Source organism: Allobosea sp. P2_B12 (genome assembly GCF_056404835.1).
Map to the genome: position 1 here is coordinate 16,267 of NZ_JBFUDG010000016.1, position 18,156 is coordinate 34,422.

19 protein-coding genes and 1 riboswitch are annotated in these 18,156 nt (G+C 70.1%); of the genes, 14 read left to right on the forward strand and 5 right to left on the reverse strand.

Annotation, left to right across the window (positions count from 1 at the left end):
• Nucleotides 1–26: 26 nt before the first annotated feature.
• Together cobO and cobU are read right to left on the reverse strand one after the other, a co-directional pair.
• Nucleotides 27–638 carry a cob(I)yrinic acid a,c-diamide adenosyltransferase gene (cobO, locus tag AC1DYU_RS24460; RefSeq protein ID WP_476793897.1) on the reverse strand — a complete coding sequence of 204 codons (612 nt, stop codon included), beginning with the start codon at nt 636–638 and terminating at the stop codon, nt 27–29.
• A 10-nt stretch (nt 639–648) separates the two neighbouring features.
• On the reverse strand, nt 649–1,167 hold the full coding sequence (cobU, locus tag AC1DYU_RS24465) for a bifunctional adenosylcobinamide kinase/adenosylcobinamide-phosphate guanylyltransferase (RefSeq protein ID WP_476793898.1): 519 nt from the start codon (nt 1,165–1,167) through the stop codon (nt 649–651).
• Nucleotides 1,168–1,338: 171 nt separating this feature from the next.
• Nucleotides 1,339–1,524, forward strand: a riboswitch (cobalamin riboswitch).
• A gap of 38 nt (nt 1,525–1,562) precedes the next feature.
• Here cobU and AC1DYU_RS24470 point away from each other — a divergent pair.
• From AC1DYU_RS24470 to cobJ, 9 genes are all read left to right on the forward strand, one after another.
• Nucleotides 1,563–1,739, forward strand: a complete 177-nt coding sequence (locus AC1DYU_RS24470; RefSeq protein WP_158485318.1) for a CbtB domain-containing protein — start codon at nt 1,563–1,565, stop codon at nt 1,737–1,739.
• A 12-nt stretch (nt 1,740–1,751) separates the two neighbouring features.
• The gene (locus tag AC1DYU_RS24475; RefSeq protein WP_476793899.1) at nt 1,752–2,501 is read left to right on the forward strand and encodes a CbtA family protein; all 750 of its coding nucleotides are present in this window, start codon (nt 1,752–1,754) and stop codon (nt 2,499–2,501) included.
• Between the two features lie 2 nt (nt 2,502–2,503).
• Complete coding sequence (locus tag AC1DYU_RS24480; RefSeq protein WP_476793900.1) at nt 2,504–2,893, forward strand: DUF1636 family protein; 390 nt, start codon at nt 2,504–2,506, stop codon at nt 2,891–2,893.
• A gap of 4 nt (nt 2,894–2,897) precedes the next feature.
• Nucleotides 2,898–3,950 carry a cobalamin biosynthesis protein CobW gene (cobW, locus tag AC1DYU_RS24485; protein ID WP_476793901.1) on the forward strand — a complete coding sequence of 351 codons (1,053 nt, stop codon included), beginning with the start codon at nt 2,898–2,900 and terminating at the stop codon, nt 3,948–3,950.
• A 35-nt stretch (nt 3,951–3,985) separates the two neighbouring features.
• A complete protein-coding gene (locus AC1DYU_RS24490; RefSeq protein ID WP_476793902.1) occupies nt 3,986–7,849 on the forward strand; it encodes a cobaltochelatase subunit CobN in 3,864 nt (1,287 codons plus the stop codon).
• Nucleotides 7,846–9,135: a precorrin-3B synthase gene (cobG, locus tag AC1DYU_RS24495; protein WP_476793903.1), complete on the forward strand. Its 1,290-nt coding sequence runs from the start codon at nt 7,846–7,848 to the stop codon at nt 9,133–9,135. Before AC1DYU_RS24490 ends, cobG begins: the two co-directional genes overlap by 4 nt.
• The gene (locus AC1DYU_RS24500) at nt 9,132–9,764 is read left to right on the forward strand and encodes a precorrin-8X methylmutase (protein WP_158485324.1); all 633 of its coding nucleotides are present in this window, start codon (nt 9,132–9,134) and stop codon (nt 9,762–9,764) included. The genes cobG and AC1DYU_RS24500 overlap by 4 nt, the downstream gene beginning before the upstream one ends.
• Before the next feature lie 28 nt (nt 9,765–9,792).
• Nucleotides 9,793–10,512 carry a precorrin-2 C(20)-methyltransferase gene (locus AC1DYU_RS24505; protein WP_158485358.1) on the forward strand — a complete coding sequence of 240 codons (720 nt, stop codon included), beginning with the start codon at nt 9,793–9,795 and terminating at the stop codon, nt 10,510–10,512.
• Between the two features lie 194 nt (nt 10,513–10,706).
• Nucleotides 10,707–11,486 carry a precorrin-3B C(17)-methyltransferase gene (cobJ, locus tag AC1DYU_RS24510; protein WP_476793958.1) on the forward strand — a complete coding sequence of 260 codons (780 nt, stop codon included), beginning with the start codon at nt 10,707–10,709 and terminating at the stop codon, nt 11,484–11,486.
• Here the strand turns inward: cobJ and AC1DYU_RS24515 are convergent.
• Nucleotides 11,429–12,193 carry a cobalt-precorrin-6A reductase gene (locus AC1DYU_RS24515; protein ID WP_476793904.1) on the reverse strand — a complete coding sequence of 255 codons (765 nt, stop codon included), beginning with the start codon at nt 12,191–12,193 and terminating at the stop codon, nt 11,429–11,431. The genes cobJ and AC1DYU_RS24515 overlap by 58 nt on opposite strands.
• On the opposite strand from AC1DYU_RS24515, the gene cbiE reads away from it, so the two are divergent.
• Genes cbiE through bluB form a run of 5 tightly spaced genes read left to right on the forward strand, consistent with a single transcriptional unit; the run spans nt 12,192 to nt 16,528 of the window.
• Nucleotides 12,192–13,448, forward strand: a complete 1,257-nt coding sequence (cbiE, locus tag AC1DYU_RS24520) for a precorrin-6y C5,15-methyltransferase (decarboxylating) subunit CbiE (RefSeq protein ID WP_476793905.1) — start codon at nt 12,192–12,194, stop codon at nt 13,446–13,448. The two genes, AC1DYU_RS24515 and cbiE, sit on opposite strands and share 2 nt — an antisense overlap.
• Entirely contained in the window at nt 13,445–13,834 is a 390-nt protein-coding gene (locus tag AC1DYU_RS24525; protein WP_476793906.1) for a cobalamin biosynthesis protein, read from the forward strand. The genes cbiE and AC1DYU_RS24525 overlap by 4 nt, the downstream gene beginning before the upstream one ends.
• Nucleotides 13,831–14,595, forward strand: coding sequence for a precorrin-4 C(11)-methyltransferase (gene cobM / locus AC1DYU_RS24530; RefSeq protein WP_476793907.1), 765 nt, complete (start codon nt 13,831–13,833; stop codon nt 14,593–14,595). Before AC1DYU_RS24525 ends, cobM begins: the two co-directional genes overlap by 4 nt.
• Nucleotides 14,592–15,911, forward strand: a complete 1,320-nt coding sequence (locus tag AC1DYU_RS24535) for a cobyrinate a,c-diamide synthase (RefSeq protein WP_476793908.1) — start codon at nt 14,592–14,594, stop codon at nt 15,909–15,911. The genes cobM and AC1DYU_RS24535 overlap by 4 nt, the downstream gene beginning before the upstream one ends.
• On the forward strand, nt 15,908–16,528 hold the full coding sequence (gene bluB, locus AC1DYU_RS24540) for a 5,6-dimethylbenzimidazole synthase (protein WP_476793909.1): 621 nt from the start codon (nt 15,908–15,910) through the stop codon (nt 16,526–16,528). The genes AC1DYU_RS24535 and bluB overlap by 4 nt, the downstream gene beginning before the upstream one ends.
• A 192-nt stretch (nt 16,529–16,720) precedes the next feature.
• Here bluB and AC1DYU_RS24545 read toward each other — a convergent pair whose 3' ends face one another.
• Together AC1DYU_RS24545 and AC1DYU_RS24550 are read right to left on the reverse strand one after the other, a co-directional pair.
• Nucleotides 16,721–17,374, reverse strand: coding sequence for a 3-oxoacid CoA-transferase subunit B (locus tag AC1DYU_RS24545; RefSeq protein WP_158485332.1), 654 nt, complete (start codon nt 17,372–17,374; stop codon nt 16,721–16,723).
• 11 nt (nt 17,375–17,385) lie between these two features.
• Nucleotides 17,386–18,090 (reverse strand): CoA transferase subunit A, encoded by a 705-nt coding sequence (locus tag AC1DYU_RS24550; protein WP_476793910.1) that lies wholly within the window; start codon nt 18,088–18,090, stop codon nt 17,386–17,388.
• Nucleotides 18,091–18,156: the final 66 nt, after the last annotated feature.

Genomic DNA, 18,156 nt, shown 5'->3' on the forward strand with positions numbered 1-18,156 from the left:
TCAAGCCCGAGAATGACGTGCTTCGCCTAGAACTCAATCCCCTCCTGCGCCTTCACCCCTGCGGCGAAATGGTGCTTCACCAGCGTCATCTCCGTCACGAGGTCGGCGGCTTCGATCAGCTCAGGCTTGGCGTTGCGGCCGGTGACGATGATGTGGAGGTCGCTGCGGCGCGCGGTCAGCGTCGCGACGACCTCGGCCAGCGGCAGGTAATCGTAGCGCAAGGCGATGTTGAGTTCGTCGAGCACGATCAGGCGGATCGTCTCATCCGCCATCAATTCCTTGGCCTTGTCGAAGGCGCGGGTCGCGGCGGCGATGTCGCGGGCCTTGTCCTGCGTCTCCCAGGTGAAGCCCTCGCCCATGGTGTGCCACGAGACCTGGTCGCCGAAAGCCTCCAGCGCCTTGCGCTCGCCGGTTTCCCAGGCGCCCTTGATGAACTGCACCACCCCGATGCGCCAGCCATGGCCGAGCGCGCGCAGCGCGAGACCGAAAGCGGCCGTCGACTTGCCCTTGCCGGGACCGCTGTTGACGATGAGCAGACCCTTCTCGACCGTCTTGGCGGCGACCTCGGCATCCTGCACCGCCTTGCGCTTCTCCATCTTGGCCTTGTGGCGGGCGGCTTCGTCGGTTTCTGCGGTCATATTCAGTCTCTCACTTCACCTGCATCGGCAGTCCGGCGACCATGAAGACCACGCGGCCGGCGCGAGCCGCAACCGCCTGATGCAGCCGGCCGGCCTCGTCGCGGAAGCGCCGCGCCAGCGCATTGTCGGGCACGATGCCGAGCCCGACCTCGTTGGAGACCAGCACGACCGGGGCGGAGGCCTGGGCGCAGGCCTCGATCAGGGCCGCGCCCGCCGCAGCCGTATCGTGCTCGGCGAGCATGAGATTGGTCAGCCAGAGCGTCAGACAATCGACCAGCACCGGCCGCCCGGCCGGAAGCCCGCGAATCGCGTCGGGCAGGTCGAGGGCAGCGTCGAGCGTGATCCAGTCGCCGGAGCGCCGCGCCCGGTGCTCGGCAATGCGCGCGGCCATCTCGTCGTCCCAGGCCTGCGCCGTCGCGATATAGGCCCAGGGCGGCGGCAAAGCCTCGATCAGCGCCTCGGCATGGCGACTCTTGCCCGAGCGGGCGCCGCCGAGGACGAGGGTGAGATGGGGGATCTGGTCGGTCACGCTGGCCCGCGAAGAAACGAGCCCTCATCCTGAGGAGCGGACGCAAGTCCGCGTCTCGAAGGATGCTCCAGAGCGCACTGGAACATCCTTCGAGACGCCGCTTCGCGGCTCCTCAGGATGAGGGCTCGGGTTGAAGCGAGGCAACTGCATTGCACAGCACCGCCCACATGGCTAATGATCTCAGCCGACGGTGCCTCCGCAAGGAGGTGAAAAGGGAACGCGGTGCGATACCGCGGCTGCCCCCGCAACTGTAAGCGGCGAGTTCTGCGCCATCGGCCACTGGGAGCGATCCCGGGAAGGCGGCGCAGGATGCCTAGACCCGCGAGCCAGGAGACCTGCCGTCGTCCGATCCGCATTTCCAACAGGCCGCCGGCGGGGCGGCCAGGAGAACAGTGATGAACACGGTTACGGTTTCCACGCAGCAGGCCAGCGTTTCAGAACGCGTCAAGGCGGTCGCTGCGGCGCTCCTGCTCGGCAGCGTGCTGGTCTACACGGTCGGCTTCGCGGCCTCGGCCAGCGTGCACAACGCGGCGCACGACACGCGCCACGGCCTCGCCTTTCCCTGCCACTGAGGGAAAGCCAACATGATCAATCGTGTTCTCGCGGTCAGTCTTCTGGCCGGGCTTCTGGCTGGGCTCATCGTCGCCGCGCTCCAGCATGTCACCACCACGCCGCTGATCCTCAAGGCGGAAACCTATGAGGCGGCTTTGCGCGCTGTCGCGCCGTCACAGGCTGCCTTCTCCGGTGAGGCCAGGGTTTTCGGCGAAGCCAGGATTCTGCTGGCCCACGGCACCGAGGCGCATGGCGACCACGCCGAGTGGAAGCCGCAGGGCGGCCTGCAGCGGACGCTGTTCACCAGCGTCGTGACGATCGCCACCGCGATCGGCTTCGCCGCGCTGCTGCTGGCCGGCATGATCGCCGCCAACGAGACCATCGACGAGCGCCGCGCCCTGATCTGGGCGGCCTGCGGTTTCCTCGCCTTCGGCCTCGTGCCGGCGACGGGGCTGGCCCCCGAACTGCCCGGCGCCGCCTCGGCGGCGCTCGAACAGCGACAGCTCTGGTGGATCGTCACCGCATTGGTCACGGCCGGCGGGCTGTTCGTATTCCTGCGCATGGAGACGCCTTGGCTGCGCGCCCTCGCCATCGTAGCGATCCTGGCACCGCATATCTTTGGCGCGCCGCACCCGGCCGCGCCCGAGAGCAAGGTGCCGGCCGAGATCGCGGCGCATTTCGCGGCGCTGTCGCTCGCCATCCAGGCCGCGCTCTGGCTCGCCACCGGCTGTGCCGTCGGCCGGCTCTGGCCCTGGTTCACGCGCCGCGCCGCCGCGTCGTGACCATGTCGGACAGCGATCTCACCATCCATGTTTGCACCGTGTGCAGGCGTGTCCGCGAGGATTTGCCGGAGGGTTACGACCAGCCTGGCGCAGCCCTGGCCGAGGCGCTGACGCGGCGCCTCAATGGGCCGGCGAACGGCATCACGGTCGTCACGGCCGAGTGCCTGGCCGTCTGCAAGCGGCCCTGCACCATCGCGCTCTCGGCCGACGGCAAATGGACCTACCTGATCGGCGACCTCGAAACCGATACCCATCTCGACGATATCGTCAGCGCGGCTGAAGCCTATGCCGCCAGCGCCAACGGCATCGTTCCCTGGAAAGAGCGCCCCCCTTGCTTCCGCAAGGGCGTGGTCGCACGCGTGCCGCCGATGCCGGCGCGCCAGCAAGGATGACATCATGAACGCCCCGCAGAACCCCACGCTCGGCAAGATTCCCTGCACGATCATCACCGGCTTCCTCGGCGCCGGAAAGACGACGCTGGTGCGCCACCTGCTTGAAAACGCTCAAGGCAAGCGCCTCGCGGTGCTGGTCAACGAATTCGGCGATCTCGGCTTCGACGGCGAATTCCTCAAGGGCTGCGGCATTTCCGGCTGCACCGAGGAGGACGTTGTCGAACTGCCCAATGGCTGCATCTGCTGCACGGTGGCAGATGATTTCGTGCCGGCGCTGGAAAAGCTTTTGAACCGCGCGAACCCGCCCGAGCATATCCTGATCGAGACCTCGGGGCTCGCCCTGCCCAAGCCGCTGGTCAAGGCCTTCAACTGGCCGGCGATCCGCGCCCGCGTCACGGTCGACGGCGTCATCGCCGTGGTCGATGGGCCAGCCGTCGCCGAGGGACAGTTCGCTGACGATCCCGAGGCGGTGGCCGCGCAAGCCGCGCAGGACGCTTCGGTCGAGCACGACAACCCGCTGGAGGAGGTGTTCGAGGACCAGATCCTATGCGCCGATCTGATCCTGCTCAACAAGAGCGACCTGATCGACGAGGCGGCCAAGGCCCGGGTCAGGGCCGAGATCGCGCAGCACCTGCCCAAGGCGATCAAGATCGTCGAGACCAGCCATGGCAAGGTCGAGCCGGCGCTGATCGTCGGATTGGGCGCGGCGGCCGAAGCCGATCTCGCCGCGCGCCCCTCGCATCATGGCGAGGGCGAGGATCACGACCATGATGATTTCGATTCGGTCGCGCTGGCGCTGCCCGAGGGCCTTTCGCCGGAAGCGCTCTCGGCGCGTGTGGCCAAGGCGGCCGAAGCCGACGGCGTGCTGCGGCTGAAGGGTTTTGCGGGCGTTCCCGGCAAGCCGATGCGGCTCGTCCTGCAGGGTGTCGGCCGGCGCGTCAGCCATCATTTCGACCGCGCCTGGGCCGAAGGCGAGGCGCGCGACGGCCGGCTGACCGTCATCGGGCTCAAGGGCTTCGACGTGAAGGCCGTGGAGGCCGCGCTCGCCGGCGCCTGACGGCCGGCGATTTTCGAGGACAGGTCTGCGAAGACATGCATCTTCTCCCGACCAGCGAGATCAGGCTCGACGACGGCGAAGACGCCGTCGATCTCGGCCTGCCGCCGGGAGATGTGCTGGTGCTGTCCTTCGCTGACAGCGACCTCTCGGCGCTGGCGGCGGCTGCCGCCGGTTGCGGGCTCTCCGTCCGCCTCGCCTCGCTGCGTCGTCTGAAGCACCCGCTCTCGATCGACTTCCTGATCGAGAAGACGGTGGCGAAGAGCCGCTTCGTGCTGGTGCGCTGCCTCGGCGGGCTGGATTACTGGCGCTACGGTATCGAGGAACTCAGCGATGCTTGCCGGATGCAAGGCATCGCGCTGGCGGTGCTGCCGGGCGACGACCGGGTCGATGGCCGGCTGGCGGAGTACGGGACGGTGCCGGCAGGCTGTGCGCAGGCGATGCTGGGTTATTTCCAGGCAGGTGGCGGGGCGGAGAATATGCGCCGGCTGCTGACTGTGGCGGCAGGATATCTCGAGGCGGCGCTGCCCTCATCCGACCCGGCTGCGCCGGGCCACCTTCTCCCTCGAGCGGAGAAGGAAGGAACGGCCGCCACTGGTCCCTTCTCCCCTCGGGGGAGAAGGTGCCGGCAGGCGGATGAGGGCCAGCGCGACGCCTCCGAGCTTGCACCTCTGCCCCTCCCACCACTCTTCGCGCTGGGCGACGGCGCTGCGCCTGCCCCCTGGCGCCAGGCCTTGGCCGCACTGCCTACCGACAAAGCGCTCGTCCCCATCCTCGTCTACCGCTCGGCGGTCAGCGCTGGCGACACGGCGATGGGCGAGGCGCTTGCTGCTGCGCTCACCGCTCGCGGCCATGCGCCGCTGATCCTCGCTTTGACCAGCCTGAAGGACCCCGCCGTCACCACCGAGCTTGCGGCTTTGATCGCGACACGGCGGCCTTCGCTGATCGTCACGACCACGGCCTTCTCGGCCCGCGAAGGCTCCGATTTCGTGCTCGATGCCGCCGATTGCCCGGTGCTGCAGGCGATGCCGGTCGGCAGCGCGCGCGAGGCCTGGGCGGCCTCGCCGCGCGGGCTCTCGGCCGCCGACATCGCCATGCAGGTCGCTCTGCCGGAATTCGACGGGCGGCTCGGGACCATCCCCGTCGCCTTCAAGGCTGACGTCCCGGATGCGGCGACCGGGCTGACCACCCGCCGGCTCGTGCCCGACACCGAGGGCGTGGCGGCGCTGGCCGATCTGGCGAGCGGCTGGATCGCGCTCGCGAGCAAGCCCGCTTCGGGCCGCCGGCTGGCGCTGGTGATGTCGGATTATCCCACGCGCGGCGGCCGGGCGGGTTTCGCGGTCGGGCTCGACACGCCGGCGAGCGTGGGCGCGATCGAGACGCTGCTGGCGGAGGCGGGGTACGATCTCAGCCCACGTCCTCACACCCTCAGCCCTCATCCTGAGGAGCCGCGCAGCGGCGTCTCGAAGGATGCTTCAGGAAGCTCGGAGCCCACTGGCGCATCCTTCGAGACGGAGGCTTCGCCTGCTGCTCAGGATGAGGGCTGGAGGTTGATGCAGGCGCTGACCACCGGCCCGGCCGACCTTGCCCAGCCGCTCGAAGCCTACCGCGCCTGGCTCGCGACCATCCCCGCCGAGGCGCGCGACACACTCCTCGCCACGCATGGCGACCCGGTCTCGGACACCGCCTGCGTCGACGGCGCCTTCCGTTTCCGCGCGGTCCGCAACGGCCACCTGACCATCGCGCTGCAGCCGCCGCGCGATGCGACGCCGGACCGCAAGGCGCGATATCACGACCCCGACGCGCCGCCCGGCCATGCTTACCTCGCCTTCTACCGCGCCTTGCGCGAGACGGCCGGCATCGACGCACTGATCCATCTCGGCACCCATGGCACGACCGAATGGCTGCCCGGCAAGGCGGTGGCGCTGTCGGCCGCCTGCTGGCCGCGCCTCGTCACGCAGGGGCTGCCGGTGGTCTACCCTTATGTCGTCGACGATCCCGGCGAGGCCGCGCCGGCCAAGCGCCGGCTCTCAGCCATCACGCTTGGCCATCTGCCGCCTCCGCTGGCGCAGACCGGCGCGGCGGCCGAGACAGCGCTGCTGCGCGATCTCGTCGAGGAGTTCAGCCAGGCGCAGGTGCTCGATCCGCGCCGCGCCGACATCGTCGCGGCCGAAATCCGCGACCGGGCCGAGGCGAGCGGTCTGGCGCAGACCGGCGCGGCGGCCGAGACAGCGCTGCTGCGCGATCTCGTCGAGGAGTTCAGCCAGGCGCAGGTGCTCGATCCGCGCCGCGCCGACATCGTCGCGGCCGAAATCCGCGACCGGGCCGAGGCGAGCGGTCTGGCGCATTCCTGCGGAGTCACACCCGACCTGTCCATGAGCGAGGCGCTGACGCGGCTCGACGCGCATCTTTGCGACATCGCCGAACTGCCCTTCCGCGAGGGGCTGCATGTCTTCGGACGCTCCGAGGCCGATCCCGACTCGGCGTGGGCCGAGCGCGACGGGTTGCTGCGGGCTCTGGACGGACGCTTCGTGCCGCCCGGCCCGGCCGGCTCGCCGCATCGTGGCCGGCCCGATGTGCTGCCGACCGGCCGCAACCTCTCGACGCTCGATCCGCGCGCGATCCCGACGCGAGCGGCGGCGCGGCTGGGAGCGCTCGCGGCGCAGGCCGTGGTGGCGCGCCACCGGCAGGACCATGGCGAGGCGCCGCGCCGGATCGTGATGGATCTCTGGGCCTCACCGACGCTCCGTTCAGGCGGCGAGGATATCGCCCATGCACTGGCGCTGATGGGCGTCGTACCCCTCTGGGACCCGGCCTCAACGCGCGTGACGGGGTTTGCGATCACGCCGCAGCCGAAGCTCGACCATCCGCGTATCGACGTGACGGTGCGCATCTCGGGCGCCTTCCGCGACACCTTTCCGGCACAGGTCGGGCTGCTCGATGCCGCCGCGCGCGCCGTCGCCGCCCTCGACGAGCCCGAGGACTGCAACGAGCCCGCCGCCGCACGCCGGCGCGGCGAGACGGGCGCGCGCATCTTCGGCGCCGCGCCGGGGCGCTATGGCGCGGCGATGGCAGATCTTGCGCTCGACGGCGACTGGGCGAACCGTGACGAACTTGGTGCGGCCTATCTCGCCGCCTCCAGCCATGCCTATGGCGGGCCGGAGGGGGCGGCCAGCGCCGATGCCGGCTTCGCCGCCCGGATCAGGGCGGCGGATGCCTTCGTGCATGTCAGCGACACCGCCGGGCGCGACATCCTGGAGGCATCGAGCGCCGCCGACGTCATCGGCGGGCTGGCGGCAGCGGCGCAGGCGCTGGGCGCGAACCCCGCGCTCTACAGCCTCGACAGCTCCAACCCCGAGGTGCCCAGGGCGCGCACGGTCGCGGAGGACATCGCCCGCATCGTCCATGGCCGGCTGACGCATCCGCGCTGGATCGAATCGCATCTCGCCCATGGCTGGCGCGGCGCGGCCGAACTGGCGGAAGCAGTCGATACACTGTTCGTCTTCGCCGCCAGCACGGATGCCGTCACGGACGGGCTGTTCGATGCGGTGTTCCAGGCCTGGTGCGCCGACGCCGCCGTCTGGACCGCGATCGAAGCCGCCAATGCGCCGGCGGCGGCCTCGATCCGGTCGCGGCTGGCGGAAGTGGCAAGGCGGGGCCTCTGGACGAGCCGACGCAATTCGGTCGGGGCGTTCCTGGCGCAGGCCGATGACCCCACGCCGGTCGGCGCAAACTCCTCCCTTCCCCCTGGTGGGGAAGGGATGGGGATGGGGGGCGAACGACCTGGTGAGCGCTCGCTCGGTCGTTCGCCCCCCACCCCTCCCCCTCCCCCTCCCCACGAGGGGGAGGGGTTGCCCGCGCCTGAGATTGCGACCGGCTTTCACTGGAAGGCCGCGGAATGAGCGCGCCGTCCTCCGATTCGCTGCGGCGCGGCTGGTGCCCGAGCACGCTGCGGCCGATGCAAACAGGCGATGGCTGGCTCGTGCGGCTGCATCCGCCGGAGGCGCGGCTGACGCCGGCACAGCTCCGGCGCATCGCGGCGCTGGCGGGCAAGCATGGCAACGGACTGGTCGAGATCTCGGCGCGCGGCAACATGCAGATGCGTGGAGTGACGGCGGAGACGCATCCGGCGCTGGTCGAGACGCTGCTGGCGGAGCGGCTGGTCGACGAGCATGACGGCGATGGGCCGCAGCGGCTGACGCTGGTCTCGCCGCTGGCCAGCGCAGCCAGCGACATGATCGATACCGGTGAGCTTGCGCCAGAGGTCGAGGCCCGTGCGCGGATGATCGCTGGCCTGCCTGCCAAGTTCTGTATCGTCGTCGACGGCGGCGTGGCTCAGTCTCTCGACGGTTTCGCCTGCGATCTGCGTCTCGTGGCAACCGCGCCCGGGATGGTCGCGCTGGGCTTGGCAGACCGCCTGTGGTTTGCGCCGATTTCGGTCGGGCGGTCTGGCGATGTCGTCATGGCTCTGCTCACCCGCTTCGCCGCGTTGCGAGCGGCCGCGCCCGATGGGATCCGCCGGATGCGCGACCTGATGCCGGACGTGCTCGCGGCACTCTGCGACCTGCCGCCAGCCGCACCACCAGCGTCGCGCCCCGCGCCCCAACGCGCCGGACTGTTCGCGCTCGGCGCAGGCGACTTCGCGGCGTTGGTCGGCCTGCCCTTCGGCCGCGCCGATGCCGTCACGCTCGACCGGATCGGGGCCGCCGCCGAAGCACACAGTTGCGCCGATATCCGCCTCTCGCCCTGGCGCGGGATCGCCTTTCGCGGCATGGCGGAGGTCGATGCGGTGGCGCTCCTCGCCTTCGCCGAAGCGCTCGGACTGATCGTTGGCGACGACGATCCGCGCCTCTCGGTGCAGGCCTGCGCCGGCGCTCCCGCCTGCCTGCGGGCCGAAACCCCGGCCATGGCCGATGCCGCGCAACTGGCCGGGGCCATTGCGCCGCTGCTGGCCGATGGACTGACGCTGCATGTCTCGGGCTGCGTCAAATCCTGCGCGCAACCCGGTGCTTCGGACCTGACGCTGGTCGGTCGCGAGGGACGCTATGGCGTCGTCATCGGCGGGACAGCGCGGGACAGCGCCATCGCCGAGCTTGACCTTTCCGGGATCATGACGCGATTGCAGCCCGGACAGGAGATTCACGCCCGCCTCATTGCGGCGGGCCGGCTTGCGGGACCACGGGTTTGAAGAGCGGTTACGACTACATCCAGGACGGCGCGGCGATCTATGAGCGCTCCTTCGCGATCATCCGCGCCGAGGCCGATCTGTCGCGCTTTTCGGGCCGGGCCGCCCATGTCGTGGTGCGGATGATCCATGCCTGCGGCATGACCGATCTGCCGGCCGATGTGGCGATGTCGCCGGATTTCGCAGGCGCCGCCGAGGCCGCGCTGAAGGCCGGCGCGCCTGTTCTGTGCGATGCCAAGATGGTTGCCAATGGCGTGACGCCCTCGCGGCTGCCGGCCCGCAACCCGGTGCTCTGCACGCTGGACGATCCCCGCACGCCCACTCTCGCCGCCGAGATGGGCACGACGCGCTCGGCTGCCGCGATGGAGCTGTGGCGGCCGCATCTGGCGGGGTCCGTGGTGGTCATCGGCAATGCGCCGACCGCGCTGTTCCGTTTGCTGGAGATGCTCGATGCCGGCGCGCCCTTGCCCGCCGCCGTGATCGGCATACCCGTCGGCTTCGTCGGCGCGGCGGAATCGAAGCTGGCGCTGGCGCAGGACGGGCGCGTGCCCTTCCTTGTCGTGCATGGCCGGCGCGGCGGCTCGGCGATGGCGGCGGCTGCCGTCAACGCGCTGGCGCAAGAGAAGGAATGAGCCGGTGAGTATCGAACCGGCGAAAGTGATGCTGTTCGGCGTCGGCCTTGGGCCTGGCGATCCCGACTACATGACGATCCGCGCCCGCGACATCATCCTGCGTGCCGACCGGCTGGTGCATTTCTGCAAGCGCGGCCGGCGCGGCAATGCCCGCGTCACCGCCGATGCCATCGTCGCGCCCGATGCCGCGCGCGAGATCGAACTCGCCTTCCCGGTGACGATCGAGGTTCCTGTCGAGGACGAAGGCTACAGCCTGCCGATCGCGGCCTTCTACGATGAATCCGCCGCGCTGCTGGCCGCCGAGATGGAGGCGGGGCGGACCATCGCCGTGCTCTGCGACGGCGACCCGTTCTTCTACGGCTCCTTCATGCATCTGTGGCGGCGGCTTTCGCCGCGCTTCGCGACCGAGGTGGTGCCTGGCGTGATGGGCATGGCCGGCGCCTGGACGCGCGCCAATGCACCGATCACCTGGGGCGACGACATCCTGACCGTGCTGCCGGGCACCCTGCCCGAGGCCGAACTGACCCGCCGCCTCGTCGACACCGATGCGGCCGTGATCATGAAGCTCGGCCGCAACCTGCCGAAGGTGCGCCGCGCGCTGAAGACCGCCGGTCTGATCCATCGCGCCATCTATGTCGAGCGCGCCACCATGGCGGAGCAGGTCGTGGCGAAGCTGAGCGACAAGGGCGACGACGAGGCGCCGTATTTCTCGATGGTGCTGGTCCCCGGCGAGGGCCGGCGGCTGTGAGCGAGCGTCCTTCCCCGTCCCAAGCGCCCGAACCTCCACCGTCATCCCGGCCGGAGCGCAGCGAAGCGCCGGGATCCATCGTAGGGCGCGAGGCCTCCGATGGATCCCGGAGCGGCGCGGCTTCGCCGCTTGTCCGGGATGACGGCGCGGAGAGGGAGAAGGCACAGACTACGGCAGGTGGGCACGGCGGGTCGCTGACCGTCGTCGGCCTGGGACCCGGAGAGCCCCATTGGCTGACGCCGGCCGCTCAGGCCGCGATCGAGGCTGCGAGCGACCTCGTCGGCTACGGCCCCTATCTCGACCGCATCGCCGCGCGAGAGGGCCAGACCAAGCACGCCTCCGACAACCGCGTCGAGATCGACCGGGCCGGTCATGCGCTGCGGCTGGCTGCGGAGGGCAGGACCGTCGCGGTGGTCTCGGGCGGCGACCCCGGCGTGTTTGCGATGGCGGCCGCCGTGTTCGAGGCGCTGGAGGCCGGCGATCCCGCCTGGCGCGCGCTGCCGATCACGGTCGAGCCCGGCATAACCGCGATGCTGGCCTCGGCGGCAAAAGCCGGCGCGCCGCTCGGCGGGGATTTCTGCGCGATTTCGCTGTCGGACAATCTCAAGCCCTGGGATGTCGTGACCGCGCGGCTCGAGGCGGTGCTGAAGGCAGATTTCGTGATCTGCCTGTACAATCCGATCTCGAAGGCGCGGCCCTGGCAGCTCGGTGAAGCGCTGGCGCTGGCCGCCCGCATCCGCTCAGCCGAGACGCCGGTGATCTTCGCGCGCGCCGTCGGGCGGGCCGATGAGGGCTTGCGCATCCTAACGCTGGCTGAGGCGGTCCAGGCGGCTGAATCCGCCGACATGGCGACGCTGGTGACGATCGGCGCATCGAGCACGCGGCTGATCGCGCGTCCGGGCGAGCGGCCTTGGGTTTATACGCCGCGCTCGGTGACGAAGAGCCCTTCCGCCACCAGCCAGGGCAGGACCTGATGGACATGGGCGACGGTCTCGACATCGGGCTTGGGCGGGCGCGCCACCATCACCACGGGCAGGCCGAGGCGGCGCGCCGCGACGAGCTTGCCGGCCGTGGCGTCGCCGCCGGAATTCTTGCTGACCAGGATGTCGATGCCTTCGCGGCGCATCAGATCCTCCTCGTCATCGGCATGGAAGGGTCCGCGCTGCTGGATCACCGTGACATGGGGCACCGGCAGGCGGTCGCCGATCGGCTCGATGGCGCGGACGAGATAATGATGCTGCGGCGCATCGGCGAAGGCCGGCAGATCGAGCCGGCCGATCGTCAGGAAAACGCGGCGCGGCTGCGGCCCGAGCACGCCGGCCGCGGCCTCGATGTCGCGCACCTCCTGCCAGCGGTCGCCAGGCTGTTCATGCCAGGGCTCGCGGCGGATGGCGAGCAGCGGCACACCCTCCGCCTTGCAGGCATGCTCGGCGTTGAAGGGCATGATCGCGGCGAAGGGATGCGTCGCGTCGATCACGGCGATGATGTTCTCGTCGCGCAGATACTGCCTGAGACCCTCGATGCCGCCGAAGCCGCCGACGCGAACCGGCAGGTTCGACGGACGGGGATCGACTGTATGTCCCGCAAGCGAGATGATGGCGCGGATATCGGGAGCCTGCTCGGCCAGATGCTGGTCGAGTGCCGCAGCTTCGCTGGTTCCACCAAGGATGAGCACGGTCATGTCACCAGTTACGCTTGAAACGTTGGGCCTGTCGAGCCGGGCCGATGCTGCGCCTTCCCCCTGGCTCGCTCTGGTCGGGCTCGGCGAGGATGGCCGCGCCGGGCTCTCGCCCGAGGCGCTGGCGGCGCTCGACGAGGCCGAGATCGTCTTCGGCGGCGAGCGCCATATCGCGCTGATCGGCGCGGTGCGCGGCGAGGCGCGGACCTGGCCGCAGCCCTTCCGCAACGCCCTGCCCGCGATCCTGGCCGAGCGCGGCCGCAAGGTCTGCGTGCTCGCGACCAGCGATCCGTTCCATTACGGCATCGGCGCCGGGCTGACCAAGGCGATCTCCGCGCAGGAGATGCGGATCATCCCGCAGCTCTCCTCCTTCGCCATGGCCTGCACGCGGATGCGCTGGCCGCAGGAGGAATGCGCGCTGGTCTCGCTGCATGGCCGCACGCTCTACCGGATCGTGCCGCATCTGCAGCCGGGCGCGCGCATCCTCGCTTTGTCCTGGGACGAGACGACGCCGCGTGCGGTCGCCGAACTCATGAGCGCGCGGGGCCTCGGCGCCAGCCGTATCGTCGTGATGGAAGCGCTCGGCGGACCGCAGGAGCGCGTGCGCGAGACCCGCGCCGACGCCTTCGCCTTCGGCGACATCGTGCCGCTCAACATGATCGCCGTCGATGTCGCGGCCGGGCGCGATTCGCGCATCCTGCCGCTGGCGCCGGGGCTGGACGAGGCCTGGTTCGCCCACGACGGGCAGATCACCAAATCGGAAATCCGGGCGATCACGCTGTCCGCGCTCGCGCCGCGCGGCGGCGAGTTGCTCTGGGATGTCGGCGCCGGATCGGGCTCGGTCGGCATCGAGTGGTGCCAGCGCCATCTCCGCAACCGGGCCGTCGCCTTCGAGGCCAAGCCGGAGCGGGCGCACCGCATCACCCGCAACAAGGTCGAGCTCGGCGGGCTCTCGGTCGAGGTCGTCGGCGCTGCGCCGGAGGGCTTTGCAGGACGGCCGGCGCCGGACGCGGTCTTCATCGGCGGTGGCTTGACGGTCGAGGGGCTGTTCGAGGGCGCCTGGGCTGCGCTCAAGCCGGGCGGCCGGCTCGTCGCCAATGTCGTGACGATCGAGGGCGAGGCGAAGCTCGTCGCGCTTCATGCGCTGCATGGCGGCTCGCTGCGGCGCATCTCGATCGACCGGCTCGCGCCTGTCGGCAACATGCATGGCTGGCGCCCGGCCATGCCGGTAACGCAGTGGCGGGTGGAGAAGCCGTGACCGGCCGTCTCGTCGCCGGGCTGGGCCTGCGTCCCGGCACCAGCGAAGCCGACATCCTGGCCTGCCTCGACGAGGCGCTGGCGATCGCCGGGCTTTCGGGCGCCGACACGCCGCGCCTGGCGACGATGTCGAGCCGGATGGGCGAGCCGGGGCTGAACGCCGCCGCCGCCAGCCGCCATGCCGAGCTCATCGCGGTGCCCGACGAAGCGCTGAAGGGGTTCGAGGCCGCCTGCGCGACGCGCTCGACCCGGATCGCCTCGCTCTATGGCGTCGGCTCGGTGGCCGAGGCCGCGGCGCTTGCGGCTGCCGGACCGGGTGGGACGCTGGTGCAGCCGCGCATCGCGACGGCCCGCGTCACCTGCGCGCTGGCGCGGAGCGTATCGTGACCGTCCATTTCATCGGCGCCGGGCCGGGGGCGCCCGATCTGATCACTTTGCGCGGGCGCGACCTGATCGGCGCCTGTCCGGTCTGCCTCTATGCCGGTTCGCTGATCCCGAAGACGATGCTCGACTGGTGCCCGGCGGGTGCGCGCATCATCGATACCGCCCCGCTCGATCTCGACGCGATCATCGCCGAAATGAGGGCGGCCCATGAATCCGGAGAGGACGTCGCCCGGCTGCATTCCGGCGATCTCTCGATCTGGAGCGCGACCGGCGAGCAGATGCGCCGGCTCGATGCGCTCGGCATTCCCTATAGCGTGACGCCGGGCGTGCCGGCCTTCGCGGCCGCCTCTGCTACGTTGAAGCGCGAATTGACCCTGCCGGGCATCGCGCAATCGCTGGTGCTGACGCGGACCTCGGGGCGAGCCTCGGCGATGCCACCGAAGGAGACGCTGGCGACCTTCGCCGCCTCGGGGGCGACGCTGGCTGTGCATCTCTCGATCCATGTGATCGACCAGGTCGTGGCCGAGTTGACGCCGTTTTATGGCGCGGAGTGCCCGGTCGCGATCGTCTTCCGCGCCTCCTGGCCCGACGAGCGGGTGCTGCGCGGGACGTTGCCCACGATCGCCGCGCAGGTGCGGGAGTCCGGGCTGGAGCGCACGGCGCTGATTTTGGTAGGGCCGGCGCTCGCGACCGGGGATTTCGGCGAGAGCGCGCTTTACTCGACGGGGTATGACCGCCGCTTCCGGCCGGGGGGCGGGGTATGACGGCGCGCGGGTTGCTGATCGCCGCGCCGCGTTCCGGTTCGGGCAAGACCACGATCACGCTGGGTCTGCAGCGCGCGCTGAGCCGGCGCGGGCTTGTCGTGCGCGGGCTGAAATGCGGGCCGGACTATATCGACCCCGCTTTCCATGCCGCGGCGACCGGCGCGCCCAGCGCCAATCTCGATTCCTTCGCCATGCCCGATGCCCTGCTCGGGCAGATCGCGCGGGAGGCCGCGCGCGACGCCGATCTCGTCATCGCCGAGGGCTCGATGGGGCTGTTCGATGCCGTGCCGGGTCCGGAGGGGCATACGGGGGCGAGCGCCGACATCGCGGCCCTGCTGGGCTGGCCGGTCGTGCTGGTGATCGATGTTTCCGGGCAGGCGCAGTCGGCGGCGGCGATCGCGCTCGGCTGCAAGCTCTACGACCCGCGCATCCGCATCGCCGGCGCCATCCTCAACAAGGTCGCGAGCGAGCGGCATCGGCGGCTGGTCGGGCAGGGCATGGAGCGCATCGGCCTGCCTGTGCTCGGCGCCCTGCCGCGCGAGGCCGGCCTGATCCTGCCCGAGCGCCATCTCGGCCTCGTGCAGGCCGGCGAGACCGCCGATCTGCAGGCAAGGCTCGATGCGCTGGCCGATGCCGTGGCAGCGGCCGTCGATCTCGATGCGCTGGTCGCGGCGGCGGGCGCCACGCATCTGCCGGGTGCGGGCGAGCTTGCGGCCCCCCTGCCCGCGCCGGGACGGCGGATCGCGATCGCCCGTGATCCCGCGTTCAGCTTCGTCTATCCGCATGTCGAGGCCGGCTGGCTGTCGGCAGGCGCCGAACTCGTGCCGTTCTCGCCATTGGCCGATGAGGCGCCGCCTGTCGATTGCGACGCCTGCTGGCTGCCCGGCGGCTATCCCGAACTCCATGCCGGGACGCTGGCGGCGGCGGCGCACTTCATGGGCGGCCTGCGCGCCTTCGCCGAAAGCCGGCCGGTGCATGGCGAGTGCGGCGGCTACATGGTTCTGGGCCGGGCGCTGACTGATGCGGATGGCGTTTCGCATGCGATGGCGGGCCTGCTCTCGGTCGAGACCTCCTTCGCCAAGCGGAAGATGAACCTCGGCTATCGCCGGGCGATCCTGCAGGCCGATGGCCCGCTTGGGCCTGCCGGCGCGGGGCTGACCGGCCATGAATTCCACTACGCCACGATCGTCGCGCAGGGCGAGGACCCGCCGCTCGCCATGGTGACCGATCCGCATGGCTCGGCCCCGGCGCCTGCCGGCAGCCAACGGGGGCATGTCACAGGTTCGTTCTTCCACGCGATCGCGGTGGCGGGGTGAGCGAGTCCCCTCCTCCCATCTTCGATCAGGCCTTCGCCACGCAGTTCGCGGAGCTGCTGGCCTGGCGTCGCGATGTCCGGCGCTTCCGTCGCACGGCGCTGCCGGATGGGCTGGTCGAGGCGCTGCTGGCGCAGGCGGAGCTCTCGCCCTCGGTCGGGCATTCGCAGCCCTGGCGCTGGGTGCGGGTGACCGATGCGGCTCAACGCGAGGCGGTCCGGGCGAGCTTCGCGCGCTGCAATGCGGATGCGCTGGGGGACTATGAGGGCGAGCGGGCGCGGCTCTATGCCAGCCTGAAGCTGGAAGGGATGCGCGAGGCGCCCGAGCAGATCGCGGTGTTCTGCGATCATGGCACGGCACAGGGGCATGGGCTGGGCCGCCGGACGATGCCGGAGATGCTCGACTATTCGGTTGTCGCGGCGATCACGCAGTTCTGGCTCGCGGCGCGCACCAGGGGCGTCGGCGTCGGCTGGGTCTCGATCGTCGAGCCGGAGATCGTCAGCGAGGCGCTGGGCGTGCCGGCGAAGTGGAAGCTGATCGCCTGGCTCTGCGTCGGCTGGCCTGAAGCCGAGAGCGAGGTGCCGGATCTGGTGCGCGCGGGTTGGGAGAGCGGTCGCTGACGCCTGCCGTCATTCTCAACCAGCGAAGCGCGGGGAACCCTCTCCCGTGGGGAGAGGGCAGGGTGAGGGGTCGGCCAGAATACCAGTCCGGCGAGGGATTGCAGCGGTCAGGTCACGGCCACGACGTCAAAGGGCCTACACCTCACCACTGCCCCTCTCCTTACAGGAGAGGGGTTCCCCGCGCCCCTGTCGTCAGACCGCGACCTTGAACTCGGCTTCCGTCTTGCCCCTGATCTCGTCGAGGGTGACGCCGTCGGCGAGCTCGATCAGGGTCATGCCGCCGCCGTTCTCGTCGATCGAGAAGACGCCGAGATCGGTGATCACCATGTCGACCACGGCGGCGCCGGTCAGCGGCAGATCGCAGGCCTTGAGCAGCTTGGCCGATTCGGTGCCGTCCTTGTTCTTGGCGACATGCTCCATCACCACGACGACCTTCTTGACGCCGGCGACGAGATCCATCGCGCCGCCCATGCCTTTCACCATCTTGCCGGGGATCATCCAGTTGGCGAGGTCGCCGTTCTGGGCGACCTGCATGGCGCCGAGGATGGAGAGGTCGATATGGCCGCCGCGGATCATGCCGAAGGAATCGGCCGAGGAGAAATAGCTCGTCGTCGGCAAAGCGGTGATGGTCTGCTTGCCGGCGTTGATCAGGTCCGGGTCCTCGTCGCCCTCATAGGGGAACGGGCCCATGCCGAGCATGCCGTTCTCCGACTGGAGCTGCACCGAGATGCCGTCGGGGATGTAGTTCGAGACCAGCGTCGGGATGCCGATGCCGAGATTGACGTAGAAGCCGTCCTTGAGTTCCTTGGCGGCGCGGGCCGCCATCTGTTCACGGGTCCAGGGCATCTAATGTCTCCTTAAGCCGCGCGCTTGCGGACGGTGCGCTGCTCGATGCGCTTGACGCTCTGGGGCGTGTGCACGAGGCGCTTCACGAAGATGCCCGGCGTGTGCATCTGGTCGGGGTCGATCTCGCCGGCGTCGACCAGGTTCTCGACCTGGGCGATGGTCATGCGCGAGGCCGAGGCCATCATCGGATTGAAGTTGCGCGCCGTCTTCCGGTAGACGAGGTTGCCTTCGGTATCGCCCTTCCAGGCATGGACCAGCGAGATGTCGGCGAAGATGCCGCGCTCCATGATGTAGCGCTCGCCGTCGAACTCGCGCTCCTCCTTGCCCTCGGCGACCAGCGTGCCGACGCCGGTCTTGGTGAAGAAGGCCGGGATGCCGGCACCGCCGGCGCGGATGCGCTCGGCCAGCGTGCCCTGCGGGGTGAATTCGAGCTCGAGCTGGCCGCTGAGATAGAGTTCGGCGAAGAGCTTGTTCTCGCCGACATAAGACGAGATCATCTTCTTGATCTGGCGGGTCTCGAGCAGGATGCCGAGGCCGGCGCCGTCGATGCCGGCATTGTTGGAAACGAAGGTCAGGTCCTTGGCGCCGCTCTCGCGCACCGCCTCGATCAGCACATCGGGGATGCCGCAGAGGCCGAAGCCGCCGGCCATGATCGTCATGCCGTCCTTGATGGCGCCGGCAAGAGCCGCGCTGGCGTCAGGAAAAACCTTCTTCATCGCATCGCCTTTTGCCGCTGAGTGATGTCGCCGGACGGCTCGCTACAGCACTAGCCGAGCGAGCGG